The 14,349-nt window shown below is 51.2% G+C and carries 11 protein-coding genes; 6 read left to right on the forward strand and 5 right to left on the reverse strand.

Translation table 11 applies throughout. The features are described from left to right. Positions 1-129: 129 nt before the first annotated feature. From flgE to rfaE1, 5 genes are all read left to right on the forward strand, one after another. The gene (flgE, locus tag AC3B6F_RS06540; protein ID WP_489823758.1) at positions 130-1,389 is read left to right on the forward strand and encodes a flagellar hook protein FlgE; all 1,260 of its coding nucleotides are present in this window, start codon (positions 130-132) and stop codon (positions 1,387-1,389) included. Between the two features lie 26 nt (positions 1,390-1,415). Next, on the forward strand, positions 1,416-2,930 hold the full coding sequence (gene flgK, locus AC3B6F_RS06545; RefSeq protein WP_489823759.1) for a flagellar hook-associated protein FlgK: 1,515 nt from the start codon (positions 1,416-1,418) through the stop codon (positions 2,928-2,930). A 2-nt stretch (positions 2,931-2,932) separates the two neighbouring features. Further along, the gene (locus tag AC3B6F_RS06550) at positions 2,933-4,000 is read left to right on the forward strand and encodes a flagellin (protein WP_489823760.1); all 1,068 of its coding nucleotides are present in this window, start codon (positions 2,933-2,935) and stop codon (positions 3,998-4,000) included. 67 nt (positions 4,001-4,067) lie between these two features. Then, on the forward strand, positions 4,068-5,933 hold the full coding sequence (htpG, locus tag AC3B6F_RS06555; protein ID WP_489823761.1) for a molecular chaperone HtpG: 1,866 nt from the start codon (positions 4,068-4,070) through the stop codon (positions 5,931-5,933). A gap of 128 nt (positions 5,934-6,061) precedes the next feature. Then, complete coding sequence (gene rfaE1, locus AC3B6F_RS06560; protein ID WP_489823762.1) at positions 6,062-7,504, forward strand: D-glycero-beta-D-manno-heptose-7-phosphate kinase; 1,443 nt, start codon at positions 6,062-6,064, stop codon at positions 7,502-7,504. Position 7,505: 1 nt separating this feature from the next. Here the strand turns inward: rfaE1 and AC3B6F_RS06565 are convergent, their stop codons facing one another. From AC3B6F_RS06565 to AC3B6F_RS06585, 5 genes are all read right to left on the reverse strand, one after another. Next, positions 7,506-8,372, reverse strand: coding sequence for a helix-turn-helix domain-containing protein (locus AC3B6F_RS06565; protein WP_489823763.1), 867 nt, complete (start codon positions 8,370-8,372; stop codon positions 7,506-7,508). Between the two features lie 258 nt (positions 8,373-8,630). After that, positions 8,631-9,137: a DUF892 family protein gene (locus AC3B6F_RS06570; RefSeq protein ID WP_489823764.1), complete on the reverse strand. Its 507-nt coding sequence runs from the start codon at positions 9,135-9,137 to the stop codon at positions 8,631-8,633. 157 nt (positions 9,138-9,294) lie between these two features. Continuing rightward, positions 9,295-11,787: a TonB-dependent receptor gene (locus AC3B6F_RS06575; RefSeq protein WP_489823765.1), complete on the reverse strand. Its 2,493-nt coding sequence runs from the start codon at positions 11,785-11,787 to the stop codon at positions 9,295-9,297. Between the two features lie 216 nt (positions 11,788-12,003). Then, on the reverse strand, positions 12,004-12,750 hold the full coding sequence (locus tag AC3B6F_RS06580; protein WP_489823766.1) for a sulfotransferase family 2 domain-containing protein: 747 nt from the start codon (positions 12,748-12,750) through the stop codon (positions 12,004-12,006). Between the two features lie 143 nt (positions 12,751-12,893). Beyond that, the gene (locus AC3B6F_RS06585; protein WP_489823767.1) at positions 12,894-13,859 is read right to left on the reverse strand and encodes a bile acid:sodium symporter family protein; all 966 of its coding nucleotides are present in this window, start codon (positions 13,857-13,859) and stop codon (positions 12,894-12,896) included. 187 nt (positions 13,860-14,046) lie between these two features. On the opposite strand from AC3B6F_RS06585, the gene AC3B6F_RS06590 reads away from it, so the two are divergent. After that, positions 14,047-14,337 (forward strand): hypothetical protein, encoded by a 291-nt coding sequence (locus AC3B6F_RS06590; protein WP_489823768.1) that lies wholly within the window; start codon positions 14,047-14,049, stop codon positions 14,335-14,337. Positions 14,338-14,349: the final 12 nt, after the last annotated feature.

Raw genomic sequence — 14,349 nt, forward strand, 5'->3', positions numbered from 1 at the left:
AAGGGAAAGGGCCAAGCCTTCTGGGAAAAAGCCAGCATGTAAAGGTTTCATTAACGCTTCCTGTGGAACTGTCAGGCCAGATACCAATCGGGCGCGTGGCCCGAAGCCTCAGTTCTGTCGGAGTCCGCCATGTCGATCATCAATTCTCTCAACACAGCTGTCAGTGGCCTCAACGCCCAGTCTCATGCGTTCAGCGATCTTTCCAACAACATCGCAAACAGCCAGACGACGGGTTACAAGGCCACCACGACAAGCTTTGCGGACTATGTGACGAGTAATGACCTGGCGAGTGACGGGCAGTCTCTCAGCGACAGTGTCGCCGCAACAACCCGGCAGCATACAGATACGCAGGGCATGGTTGTTTCCTCAACCAATACGCTCTCTCTTGCGATTTCCGGGAACGGATTTTTCAATGTTGTGCAGCCAACGGGGAGTACGGGCTCTAGTACGGCCCCTACATTTAACAGCCAGCAGTTTTATACCCGGAACGGTGATTTTTCCAAAAATAATCAAGGCTATCTGGTCAACACATCTGGCTATTACCTTGAGGGTTATCAGGTGGGGTCGACAGGTGCGTTGAGCAGCACGCTGGCTCCGATCCATATCCCGGACTCGGTTGCATTCCAGCCGACGAAAAGTACGACGATTTCGCTTTCTGCGGCTATCGGCAGCACGACAGGAACAGGCCAAAGCAACACCTCAACGGCAACGGCCTATGACACTCAGGGAAATGCCCAGACTGTTAGCCTGAACTGGGCGCAATCCAGTTCAGACCCTCTGACATGGACTGTCAGTAATTCGGCGGATGCCAGTAACTCGGCGACCGTAACATTTAATAGTGACGGCACACTGGCCTCCGTAAACGGGGCCGCCCAGTCAACGGGATCTGCAGCGACATTTTCTTACACAGGGTCGCCTCAGGACATGACGGTCAGTCTTGGAACCATTGGAAGCAGTTCGGGAGTTAGCCTTTCGACGGATGGCGGAAGCTACAGCACAAATCCGACCATGACGACGAACAGTGTAACAAGCGGAACATTTACCGGTCTTTCGATGCAGACAGATGGCTCAGTCATGGCGACGTTCGATAATGGTCTGTCTCAACTGCTGGCCAAGATTCTACTGACCACGTTCGCAGACCCGAATGGTCTCTCGGCGCAGAATGGACAGGCCTATACTGCTACAGCGTCTTCAGGGGCACCGGTTGTCAATGCCGTCAATACAAATGGCGCAGGCACGCTGAGCACCAGTTCTACCGAAAGCTCCACGACAGATCTCACCAGCGATCTGACCAAACTGATCGTAGCCCAGCAGGCCTATGGCGCGAATACAAAGATCGTCACCACAGCCAACCAGCTTCTTCAGACCACTCTGGCGATGATCCAGTAAGGCTGCATGGAAGGAAGATCTGAATCATGGGTTTGACAGATTCACTTTCGATTGCCGCATCCGGCCTGCAGGCTGTGCAGTATGGAATGTCCACGGCATCCCAAAATGTCGCCAATGCATCTACAGGTGGCTATATCAAGGAAGTCGCCAACGTTCAGTCTGTTGTCAATGATGGAACAGGTGGTGGTGTTCGTCGGGCAACGACGACTCTGGCGACGAATACGAATATTCAGGCCGCCATGTATTCACAGAATGCTGACGTGGCAGAATACACAGCGACCAGCAATTCCCTTTCAGCCATCACCGCTCTTCAGGGGTCTACATCTGCGACGTCGGGCAGTAGTGGCACGCTTTCAGACCAACTGGGAAATCTTCAATCAGCACTGACATCCCTAACGGCAACGTCCTCCAGTTCGACAACCCAAAGTACGGTTCTTGCTGCTGCCAGTAGTTTTGCTCAATCGCTCAACGCCCTGGCAGAAGCGACGCAGACTCAGCGTCAAAACGCACAGGATGCTGTTGTTTCATCTGTGTCAGATATCAATACCAACCTGACAACGATCGGAAATCTTTCAACAAAAATCATGACGTTGAAAAGTCAGGGTCTTGATACAGCTGATCTGGAAAATCAACGGTTCACGGCATTATCTTCGCTTTCCAGTGATTTGAGCGTTTCATGGAAAGTGTCAACCAACGGCGACATGTCCATTACGACATCAGATGGTCTGACGCTGCCCACGCATAATACGACGTCAGGAGCGACCAATGCGGTGTCCAGCACATGGCCTCTGACGACCTCAGAAGCTCAAATTTCGACCAGTATGAGCTATCCAGGAACGTCAGACGTTAATTCCATTCCAGCTATTACATTGAATGGAAAAGATATTACCGGACATCTGACAGGCGGAACCCTGGGGGCTAATATCACTCTGCGTGATACAACTCTTCCAACAATGCAGGCTCAACTTGATTCCCTGGCTTATACAGCGGCCAGTCGTTTCAGTGCGCAGGGAATGACATTGTTCACTACCTCTGATGGCACTGTTCCTGGAGCATCCCAAACAGAGATCACCCCGGCAGGAAGTGCAGGGTTTGCACAGGATATCCAGGTTTCTCAAGCCTATCAGGATGATCCGTCCCTGCTTGTTTCTGGTAGTACGAGTGTTATCCAGAACGTTTTGTCGTATGCATTTGGTACAACCCAATCAGATGGGAGTAGCCAGACGGAAGCACCGAGTACCGGCCTTGGAATGACTGGTCAGTTGTCCACGGGGTACAGTGGTTCTCAAAGTCTCATCGGGCTTGCGACATCGTTGACTGCTAACCAAGCGGCAACGGCCAATACAGCCAGCAGTAACCTTTCTCTTGCTCAGACAACACAGAGCAGCTTGTCTTCAAGTCTTTCTGGAACGTCCAGCGTTTCTGTAGATACAGAAATGGCTAATATCGTGACGTTGCAGAATGCCTATTCCGCAAATGCGAAAGTTATTTCCTCTGTCCAGAGTATGTTTACGGCACTTCTGAATGCGGTTGGAAGCTGAAAATGACAGGGACAGTGACTTCTTTTGGGTATGGCGGCGTTTCTCTTCAGCAGACGTTGAATCTGACGTCACTGTCTCAGAAAAAGGATGGTTTGCAGGCACAGGCTTCCACCGGTGTAGTGTCAGACAGTTATGCAGGACTTGGAAATTCGCGGGCACAGGCTTTGGCACTTCAGCCTGCTATCACACAGGTCAGTGCATGGAGTGGTAATATTACGACTGCTCAGAACAGGTTAACCACAACGCAGTCTGTTCTGAGCCAGATTTCGACCATTGCCAGTGATCTGAATGAAACACTGTCCACCCTCGCCGGGAGTATGTCCTCAAGCGCAATAGACACTGCTGCCCAGCAGGCTAAAACAGCTCTTACGTCGCTTGGTAATCTGCTTAATACCCAGCAGGGAGACAGCTATATATTCTCCGGCTTACAGTCTTCAGAAGCACCGGTGAGTGGTGATCCAGGAAACTCTGATCTGGCATCATCCATTTCTCAGGCAGTGAACCAACTGGGAACAGCAGATGCGTCCTCAGTTCTGTCGTCAACCTTGGCATTGGCGGGGAACACTGCTGACAATCAGCCATTTTCCTCATCGCTTTCGACAGACCCCACAACAGCATCAGCACAGAATTTACAGATTGTGACGGGAAAAAATGAGACAGCAACGGCAGGAATAGTTGCCACGCAGGGAAGCGCGTCTTCCGGGAGTTCCACAGGTTCGCCCATTCGGGATTTGATGCGGAACCTGATGGTTGTCGCAGCGCTTGGGTCAGTGGACCCCGGAACTGCAGATTATACCCAGCTTATTCAGGGCCTTCAGGATACAAACACAACAGCGATAGATGGTCTATCGGATATGAGCGGAGCGTTGGGTGTTCAGCAGAATAGCCTCACCACTCAGAGTGCTATGCTGGAGCAGATGAAATCCGCGCTTACGACGCAGTTGGGAACAACAAAAGACGCTGATCTCGCACAGGTTTCAGTGCAGATTAACGACACCAGCAATCAGTTACAGGCGTCTTATTCCATCATTGCGGACATGAAGGGCATGACTCTTGCAAGTTATCTTTAAGGAGCGTTGAAAAACTCGGCCTGACGTCGCATATCCAGATTACTTTCCTGAAAGGAGATTTGTAGCCATGAATGCAACCCAGGGTCAGGCTGAAAAGCATGAATTCAGTGCCGAGGTCGGACGTCTGCTCGATCTCGTTGTTCATGCCCTTTACTCGGATCGTGAGATCTTTCTCCGTGAACTCGTCGCCAATGCTGCGGATGCAACCGACAAGCGTCGTTTTGAAGCTCTGACAGACTCAGCTCTTGCTCTGCCGGAAAATGCGGGTATCCGCATTACGCCGGAAAGAGACAAGAAAGAGTTGGTCATTTCTGACGATGGCGTCGGCATGACCCATGATGAGCTTGCTCAAAATCTGGGGACGATTGCCCGGTCCGGAACCCGTGCTTTTGGCGAAAAGCTCAGTTCAGCAAAGGCAGAAGACCGCCCAAGCCTGATTGGGCAGTTTGGCGTAGGGTTCTATGCCGCATTCATGGTTGCAGACAGTGTCGACGTCACATCCCGCAAGGCCGGTTCTGATGAAGCATGGACGTGGTCTTCGGACGGGAAGGGCTCTTTTACCCTGACGCCTTCAACCCGTTCTGCGCCGGGCACAGATATCGTTCTTCATATGAAGGACGATGCTGATGAGTTTCTGGACAGTTGGCGTCTAAGGTCGATTATCCGCAAATGGGCTGACCATATCTCCTGGCCTATTACTCTGAGGGAAACCAAGGAAGACGGCACGACGGAAGATAAAGCTGCCAATGAGGGTACAGCCCTGTGGCGTAAACCAAAGTCAGAAATTACGCCTGAGGAGTATACGGAATTCTATCGTCACATTGCCCGTGCTTTTGACGAGCCGTATGCGACCATGCACTGGCATGCTGAAGGCACCACGGAGTTTACGGCTCTCCTGTTCCTGCCGAGTGCCCGACCTTTCGATTTCATGGAGCAGTCGCGGGAAAGTCGGATTCACCTTCATGTCCGCCGTATGTTCATTACAGATGAAGCCGACCTTCTCCCAAGCTGGATGCGCTTCGTTCAGGGCGTCGTAGATACGGAAGATCTACCGCTGAATGTCTCTCGCGAAATGCTTCAGGCAACTCCTGTTCTTGCCCGCATTCGCAAGGCTGTTACCAAGCGCGTTCTTACTGAAATCAAGAACCGTGCGAAGACAGCTGATGATGCTTTCACGGCGTTCTGGGAGAACTTCGGTGCAGTTATCAAGGAAGGTCTGTGGGAAGACAGCGAGCACCGTCAGGAAATCGCAGGTTTCGCTCGTTTCCACACGACTCAGAGTGATGATCTGACCACGCTTGATGACTATATCTCGCGTATGAAGGAGGGTCAGGACGTCATTTACTTCCTGACGGGCGATAATCTTGATGCGTTGAAGGCGTCTGCACAGCTTGAGGGATTCCGGGCCCGGGGCCTGGAGGTTCTTCTTTTGTCAGATCCTGTTGATGGTTTCTGGCCGGAACGGCTCCATTCTTATAACGACAAGATCCTGCGTTCTGTCGTGTATTCGCATGGTGATCTGGAAAAATTCCCGACAGATGCGGATGAAACCGTCGAACCTGCCGATCTGGAAAAGCTGGTTCCGACCCTCAAGGAAGCATTGGGCGATACCGTCAAGGACGTGCGTGGAACAGTACGCCTGACGGACAGTGCTGTCGTCATTACGTCGGAGGGAGGCCCGGATCTGGCTATGCAGCGTCTGATGCGTCGATCGGGCCAGGCTCTTCCAGAAGCACCGCCTATTCTGGAAATCAATCCGAGGCACCCTTTGATCAAAGCTCTTTCCGAGCGGGTGTCGAAAGGCGAGAGTATCAAGGACTTGGCGCGTGTGCTGCTGGATCTGGCACGTGTTCAGGAAGGTGAGCCTCTTCCTGATCCGACCGGGTTTGCGCGCCTTCTGGCAGGCCTTCTTGCTGGTTCAGCGGCAGCCTGATCATCTGGCTTGATAACAGATGAGCAATAGAGCAGGGGCGGGGGAAACATCCTCCGCTCTTTTCTTTTGTAAGACCTTGTGAGACGACTGCTGGGCTTGAACCATTTCATGTTCTGGAGAGACTGGTCTTGATTGATGATTTCCGCTTCGGCCGCATTACGGTCATTGGAGACCTTCTTCTGGATCAGTATGTCTCTGGAAGTGTCAGTCGGATTTCTCCGGAAGCGCCTGTGCCGGTTCTTCTGAATGATGGAATCCGACGTGTCCCAGGTGGTGCTGCGAACGTGTCAGTCAATGCGGCTGCTCTGGGCGTAGAAGTCAGACTGATCGGGCTTGTTGGTCATGATGAGGCTGCGGAACAGCTTAAAAATGCTCTGGATGAATGGCCGTCTGTTCGTCAGGAAGGAATTATTTCATCGCCTGATTGGACAACAATTACAAAAACGCGGGTTGTCAGTGGCTTACAACAGATTGTTCGCATCGACGTGGAAAAAGTCATTCCTCTGAACGAAGACGTTCGCCAACGTCTGATTCAGGCTGCCAAAAAAGCCATAGAAGATACGGACGTTGTGGTCTGTTCAGATTACGCAAAAGGCGTTCTTGATGACGCTGTTCTTAAAGCTGTTATTGCGGCCGGACGAGAAAAAGGGATTCCGGTTCTTGTTGATCCCAAGAGGCGCACATTTGAAGCTTATGCTGGCGCAACTTTGGTGACGCCTAACAGACTTGAGGCTGAACAGGCGACGGGGCTTTCTGCGCGGACAGATACAGAGGTTCTGGCGGTTGCAAAGGCTTTGTCAGGCCAGTTTGGTGGGGATGTTCTGATTACCCGGTCGGAAGATGGCATGACCCTGTGGCGGCGTGATGGGACATATCAGCATGTGGCCGCACGGAAATCAGAAGTGTTCGATGTGTCTGGAGCCGGTGATACGGTCGTTGCGACCGTCGCATCTGTTCTTTCCGCTGGGCAGGACCTGGAAACGGCGGTGGTCATAGCGACGGCAGCAGCTTCCCTCTCGGTAGGAAAACTTGGAACAGCAACAGTTTCGAAAGAAGAGCTTTCGCGCGAACTGGGACAGGAAATTCCAGAGAATGGGGCATTGGTCACCGTACAGGAAGCGACGCGTATCGCGGAAAATTGGCGGCGGCATGGTGCGCGGGTTGTCTTTACGAATGGATGTTTCGATCTCGTTCATCCGGGTCATATTTCCCTGTTGCAGGCAGCTGCGCGTCAGGGAGACAAACTGATTGTTGCTCTGAATACGGATCGGTCGGTTGCCGCTTTGAAGGGGCCAAGTCGACCAATTCAGAGACAAGAGGCACGGGCCACGGTTATTGGCGCGTTACGTGCGGTAGATCTTGTTATTCTGTTTGATGAAGAGACGCCGTTGGACGTTATTCGGACAATCAAACCAGACGTTCTGGTTAAGGGCTCAGATTATACCGAAGATCAGGTCGTTGGCGGTGATTTCGTAAAATCATGCGGGGGGCGGGTGGCTCTGGTCGATCTTGTGAATGGACAATCAACCACCCGTCTTGTCAGAAATATGAATAATGCAGGTTCTATCTGACTTACCCGGTAAGTCGTTTTGGCCGGGCCTCTCTGGGAGACAGGCCAAATTTTTGACGGAAACGCCTCGAAAAATGCGCGGCATTTCTGAAGCCATGTTTAAGAGCAATTTCGGCAATAGTCTCTGAGGCAAAATCCAAGGATTGAAGATCCTTGTGAATACGTTCAAGGCGTCTGCTTAAAATCCACCCAGAGACAGCTCCCGGTTCTCCGTCGAATAGAAGATAAAGTGCTCTGGTTGAGATGCCACAAGCTTTTGCGATGACCTGCGGGGTCAGGTCAGGCTCGTGCAGCTGAGATTCGATATAGGCGCGGATGTGCTTTTGTCGATGTCGCCGGCGCCCTTCAGTTGAGAGATCCAGATCAAGCGCGTCCAGAACGGTTGTGAGAAGCAGATTCGTCAAATGTTGGAGAATGCGCGATTGAGTCTGCAACGGAGATGAGAGCAACATATCCTGAATAATGAGGTTGCAGGTCACAAACAGGAAATGACCCGGACCGGATCTGGTCTGGATTGTGACAGGCGGCAACCCGGACAAGACTGGCAACTGAGCGAGAAGCGCTTCTTTTCGCACGGAAAGAGCCAGAATGCCGTTTCCCCGAAAGGAAAGAAAGGCAGCTTGAACAGCCTCATCTTCAGGAGCCGCAGAAAGGTGGCTAGCACTCAGATAGAGAATTCCGCCTTCATTGGGACTGAGAAGAACGAGTGCTTTTTCCTGTGCGAAGCATTTTGTAAGTGTCTCTCGCTTGTGAAGCCAGGAAGCTGGTATGCGCTGCACAACAGGTTCAAAACCGCGTGAAGGGGCGGGAAGTGTGGCAAGCGGAATAATGCGAGCGGGCAGCTCTGATGAACGCCCATCTTTGGACATGGCAAAAAAACTCTAAGAAAACTTCTAATGTAGCGGCCGAGATTTCTCTTTCAGAGACTCATGCGCCACATAAATGTTCGAAGAAGGCAGGGAGTGGCTTTCGATGAGACATTTTGGGTCTTTTTTTTGAAAAAGAAACAGAAATCTTTAGATTAAATTATTTTTGAAGAATCCATCCCTTCTGGATGATGGTTAGTTAATTGCCAATTTCGGAATGACTTCATAATTTATAAATATTATTATCTATTGCTAATTATATTAAATGGTCGACAAATATTCTGTAAGTATATCGGGAAAATTTTTACGAAGGAGGTCAAGGGATATATTCTCTTCTGTATGCAGACGCTTGAGAATCGCGATGTCACTTACGAAGCCCAGACGTCCCGCCAGAAGTAACAGGATATCCAAAGATGCGACCTGATAGGATCGATAACTGATATTTGTGAGGACGCCCTTAAGAAGGTCACTGTCTTCCCCGTTATGAAAGAGGCTGGAGACGGTGTTTAGAATTGAAGAGACTGTTTCATGAGTTGCTGGGGTAGGCTGTCCATGTCGATCCAATAGGGCTTTGATGTCTTCGGCATGAGCGCGCCGCATGTCGAGATCCTGTCTCATTTGGTGGTTCAGGGTTTCATAACATGCGCAAACGGGTAGCTCGGAAAGAACAGTTTCAATCGTTTTGGTTTCAATGGACAGATGGTCCTGCAGTCGCTCCAGATAAATATCCACTACGGATTTTTCTGCGGATTTGGTTCTGCTGGCCATGAGAGTCCTCTAACGTCGTGACGACGGGGTTTTATCCTATATCTGTGTAGGACAACGGGTCTGTCAACGGCGGGTAATATGGTTGCTTGCCGTCCATAAAAAAATCCCCATGCCAGAGAACTGGCATGGGGATTGGAACTCGCTGCTTTCTGAAAGATCAGAAGCCAGCGCTGACGCTTGCAATCGCTGCGAATGGAGCGGCAATGGCATAAGTCGGCGTTGAACCACTGATCGTCTTGCCAAAAATGCCTGGCTGGCTTTTGGCGTTGGTCTGAATACCCTTGACGAAGCCGAGATAGGCCTTGTCGGACAGGTTGGAGAAGTTGATGCGGACGTTCGGAGCCTGAAGGAATCCGAGGTTGCTGAAGCGATAACCAATGTTTGCGTTCATCAGAACATAGCCCGGAATGGACTGGTCGTTCATGAACGTGGAGTACTGGCGGGATACATACTTCAGGTTGTAGCCGCCGAAGAGGTGACCGTCGTCGTAGTCAAGGTTGAAGCCGACCTGAAACTTTGGCGTTTCCGGTGCGAACTTGCCCTTGGTGCGCAGATAGTCAATGCCAGAGCCGCTGCCAGCCTGAAGATTGCTGCCAAGGCGGGCATCAACATATTCAAAAGATACATATGGGCGGAAGTAACGGAAGATCGGGCGGGTACCGATTTCAGCATCGACGCCGTTGGTCGTCTGGCCGCCAGCGTTGACGTTGGTGGAGAAGTAATTGGTGCAGGCGTCGTCCATGCACTGGCTGGAAGACATCAGGCGGTTTGTAAAGTCGTAATGGAAGTAGGTGATCGATCCCATGATCGTCTTACCGGTGTAACGGTAGCCTACTTCTTCCGAAATCGAAATTTCAGGATTTTGGTTTAGGTTGGCGTGGGTTGCATATCCGGAGCCAGCATAATAAGCGCCAGCATCGTAAAGTGAGTAATTGGTCGGCATACGGAAGTTGGTCGCGCCGGAAACGAAGATCTGGTTCTCAGGATTGATCTGATAACGGATCGCAACGGTTGGCAGGGGTTCATAATAGGTTTTGCTGGTGTTCCGCCCGGTTGACGTATCCGGCAGCATGTTAGTGCCGCTGCGCATCACGATGGAGTATTTCAAACCGGCATCGATCGTCAGTTTGTTGTTCAGCAGAGACAGCGTGTCACCGATGAACATGGTGTGAACGCGCGTCTGGGTAATGGTGTTACGGTACATATAGGTCTGACCGTTCGAGAGTACGACGTTTGCCGCAGCCCCCCAAACATCCCATGGATTTCCGTCTTGCCCGACACCCGAATATGGGCCTGACTGAAGCTGTTTGGCATACTCAAACCAGTAACCAACCATCAGACGGTTGTTTCCCGTCGTCAGTGTCAACTTCGTGACAGCGCCAGGACGATAGGTCTGAGTGTTGGAGGGATTGTAAAGAAGACGGTAACCACCGCCTTTTCCTTCAAGGGTCCCTTTAAGTGATGTGCTTCCGTAATTGATTTTGTCCATATTCGTCCAGTACGCACTGCCGCCGTTACCGTCGCCGTACCAGAAATATGGTGTTTCTGTCAGGACAAGGTGATCTGCTAGCTTGAAGGTAGAAGGTGCGCTGGCATAAATATTGGTGAACGGGTTCTGGTGCAGTTTGTAATACGATGCACCGTGGTCAGAAGCATTTGGATTATAGGTCGAATTCCAGACCGTGTTGGAAATGTTCTGGCCAGCAGCATTCTTGCCCGGAGCAACATAGCGATCCTTGATCCCGCGACCATAGGCATCCCAAGAGGCCATGTTCACGTTGGGAGTCAGGTAGTTGTAAAGGCGGTTACCAACGATGGCGAGAGAGACGCGGTTGCCGTCGCCCCAGTCGTTCACGATCTTGGTTTCGGCGTGCAGCTTGCGGTTTGTCGCGTCGCTGTTGTTGACGCCTTCCGTAGCATAAGAACCAGAGAAGTAGGCGCGCAGATTGGTGTTACCAATCTTGCCCGTGTCGAGACGCAGGAAGCCACGGGTGTAATCGTAGGAACCATAGCTGACGCCGAGACGGCCGCCAGCTTTCATCTGCGGGTCGATCATGTACATGTCGACCACACCGCCTGTTGAGCTGATGTGCGGGCTGTCAAGGTCAGCCGAACCCTGGGCAACGCGAACTGTCCGCAGGTTTTCGGAGTCCACGATTTCCTGAGAGTAGACCGCGAAGTTTCCGATGTCGTTGATCGGGAAACCTTCAAGTGTAAAACCGATCTGGGACTGGTCGAGACCGCGCATACTCATGGAGCTGCCCGTCATACCTGCCGGGTCCCCGGACGATACGTTTGCGCCCGGAAGCAGGGAGATCAGCTGCATTGGGTCTGCGCCCGGTACCTGCTTCTCGATAAAGTCACGAGATACGGCCGAAACAGACTTGGCGCTATCCTGCTTCTCCATCAGACCGCCACCGACCGCACGACGGGTTACACCGTCAAATGCATGGTGACCGCTGACAGAGACATGCTCTTCATGCACGTCGGTTGGAGCCGTGTTGCCCATCATGGATGGAGCAGAAATTTCCGTTTTTGGCTTAGCTTTGTGGTGTTTCACATCAGAAACATCCGAAGCGGGAGCCGCAAGCGCCGGCATTGTACCGAATGCAATCAGCGCAGAGGTCGAGAGGAGGCGTGTAAGGCGCATCGTCTGTTGGGTCTTTCTCGGCCAGACATGGTGGTTCGGCAGAGGAAAACCACGGTTTACAAATGGTATCAATTAGATGATGCGAGTCATACTATGACACATAGGGTATATGGTAATTTCGCCACAAGCTTGGCTGCAAATGGCCATTTATAGGGCAATACACGTATGTTTTGTGACAGTTCAGAGAAATACCAGAATATTTCGCTTTCTTGCTCATCAGGGACGTAAAGCTTCATCCTGTGCATAAACTTTACGGATTCTACGGATCTGCTCGGCGGTGACGTTCTGAGAGTGTGGATTCTGGTTCAGATGCAGGATGGTTTGCCCGTTCATGACAGGAAGCAGATCAGGGAGCTGTGAGATTTTCTCCATTGGAAAAAGAGTGTCAACAGCGAGGGTTCCATCCTTTTCGCATACATACCAGGATTGTGGACGGAAGACGTGGTCTACAGCATATGGAGAGGACTGGTTTTCCACATATGAAATGGCGTCATCGAGTGTGTGAAACGATCTGTAAAGGTTGTTAACGGACGGATGAATTTTAACAGTTTCTGTGCCGCCTTTTCTGGCGAAGGCCCAGGCAGAAACGAAGCGTTCTACCGGATCACGCCAGATAGCGAAGCTTGGCAGATTCCGACACAGATCCGGTGTGACCCTTCGGTAATATCTGATTGTCTGGTGCATCATGGGGCAGTCATAAAGCTGGGTACAAAGAGAAGTTCCGCCATTTTTGGGAACATGAATAAAAAGGGTTCCGGCTTTTCGGATCCGTTCAATTCGGTTCAGGCGTTTTTTTCCAAGGAGGAGAGGGAGTCGGAGTTCTGCAGCGCGCTCATGAATGTCATTGAACTGGCTGATACGAAAGAGTTGGCAAAGAAGAGACTGAGGGAAGCCGTCCGGTATAGAGGAGGGGTCTTTCTGGTCTTCAACTGGCACCTTGATCACCGAAGAATGTAGCAGCATCGTGTGAAAGCCCCATTTTTGAAGATGGGATGACAGTGAAAGATAGATACAAGGCAGTCAAAGATCGTCTCGTGACGAAAAGAAACGACTTTGATAATCTTATTATAAAATTATTTTTTCAAAAAATAGAATTTTTATTCTTTTTATGGTCGTCTACTATAATGCCTCGCAAGAAGTGTGCAGGTAAAAAGTTGGATTTGATGATATATCATTAGAGGTAGTACTATAATTCCTACCGACGCTGCCGGAAAAATAACGCTGGCCATTGGCACTCCCGAGGCCAAAGATTTTTTTGAACCGCAAAACTGCAAGGTAATACTGCTCTCAATAGACTGTTTCATGCCCTTGCCCATGGCATGTGAGAGAAACAGAACAAGTGCGAGCAGTGCGCTGTCCAGAAGGGCAACTTCAAAAAGGTGGGTCATCGAAACGCGATGCCAGATTCCTTCAACCACGGCAGAGCTGAAGGCTGTGTAAACGACAACAACAATAGAGCCGCGATCGGTGAAGGAGATGAGAAATTTGTGCCGCCGAACAATGGGCCCCACCCATGTCTGTAGGATCTGACCCAGAAGAAAGGGGAGCAAAAGTTCTTTTGCGACGTCCAGCACGCTGTCCAGCGGAGAATGTCCAGCATTCCCATGGCCAAGAACGAGGCCTGTCAGGAGGGGCGTCAGGGCAATACCGGCAATATTTGAAACTGTAGCGGCACAAATTGCTGCTGGGACATTACCGCGGGCGATAGAGGTCAGCGCAATGGAGGACTGAACTGTTGAAGGCAAGCAGCAGAGGAACAGAATACCGGACCATAGGTCTTCACCAAAGAGGGCATCCGGGAAAATATTTTTGAACAGCAGGTGCAGTCCTACGCCCAGAACGGGGAAAAGAGCAAAAGTGCACAGAAGCACCGTTCCCTGAAGCCGCCAGTCCCGCACGCTCTCGACAATCGCATGACGTTGGAGTTTGGCCCCCTGAAAGAAGAACATCAGGGTGATCAGGACGGTCACTGCCTGCTGGAGGATATGCTGCATCTGTCCTCGGCAGGGCAGAACAGAGGCCAGAATAATCGCGAAGATCAGGGCCATGAGGAAAGGGTCAAAACGCTTCATGGAAAACATATGTCTGCATTCGCAATGAACATGCAATTGGTCTCTCTATCATTCATGATGGACATTCTCGTGAAAGAGTGTCGGATGCCGTGAGGTTCTGTATGCTGTCAGGTATGACGGATCAGAATGATAGGCTTTCATTGGGCCACCACGACGCCCTGGCTTCAATTCTGACCGTGGGGCTTTCGTGAGTGCTTCCCGTTTTGCCGAAGAGACTCCTATCTCGGCACTGACACCCCATCGTGATGAATCAAGCAATTCTCATCAGGAACCGGGGAACCATTCTGCGGTAGTGAATCAGCCTGTCATCAGAACGCAGATCGATGATCTTTACCGACCGACTGTCGGGACGGCGCTGGTGTTCCCTTCAAGCCCGCTGGACACACTCAGCCTTCAGGCGATTAATGCCGGTGCAGCCGTTGAGAACCTGAGTCTATATCCGCTTCATAAGACCATGGATCGGTCTACGGCGATGTAGCTGAAGGTTCTG

The sequence above is a fragment of the Gluconobacter sp. ESL1110 genome, assembly GCF_058107395.1.

Coding starts and splice junctions, on each gene's coding strand:
- htpG (WP_489823761.1), top strand. CDS start 4,068: ATGAATGCAACCCAGGGTCAGGCTGAAAAGCATGAATTCAGTGCCGAG.
- AC3B6F_RS06550 (WP_489823760.1), top strand. CDS start 2,933: ATGACAGGGACAGTGACTTCTTTTGGGTATGGCGGCGTTTCTCTTCAG.
- AC3B6F_RS06585 (WP_489823767.1), bottom strand. CDS start 13,859: ATGAAGCGTTTTGACCCTTTCCTCATGGCCCTGATCTTCGCGATTATT.
- AC3B6F_RS06580 (WP_489823766.1), bottom strand. CDS start 12,750: ATGCTGCTACATTCTTCGGTGATCAAGGTGCCAGTTGAAGACCAGAAA.
- AC3B6F_RS06570 (WP_489823764.1), bottom strand. CDS start 9,137: ATGGCCAGCAGAACCAAATCCGCAGAAAAATCCGTAGTGGATATTTAT.
- AC3B6F_RS06575 (WP_489823765.1), bottom strand. CDS start 11,787: ATGCGCCTTACACGCCTCCTCTCGACCTCTGCGCTGATTGCATTCGGT.
- flgE (WP_489823758.1), top strand. CDS start 130: ATGTCGATCATCAATTCTCTCAACACAGCTGTCAGTGGCCTCAACGCC.
- flgK (WP_489823759.1), top strand. CDS start 1,416: ATGGGTTTGACAGATTCACTTTCGATTGCCGCATCCGGCCTGCAGGCT.
- AC3B6F_RS06565 (WP_489823763.1), bottom strand. CDS start 8,372: ATGTCCAAAGATGGGCGTTCATCAGAGCTGCCCGCTCGCATTATTCCG.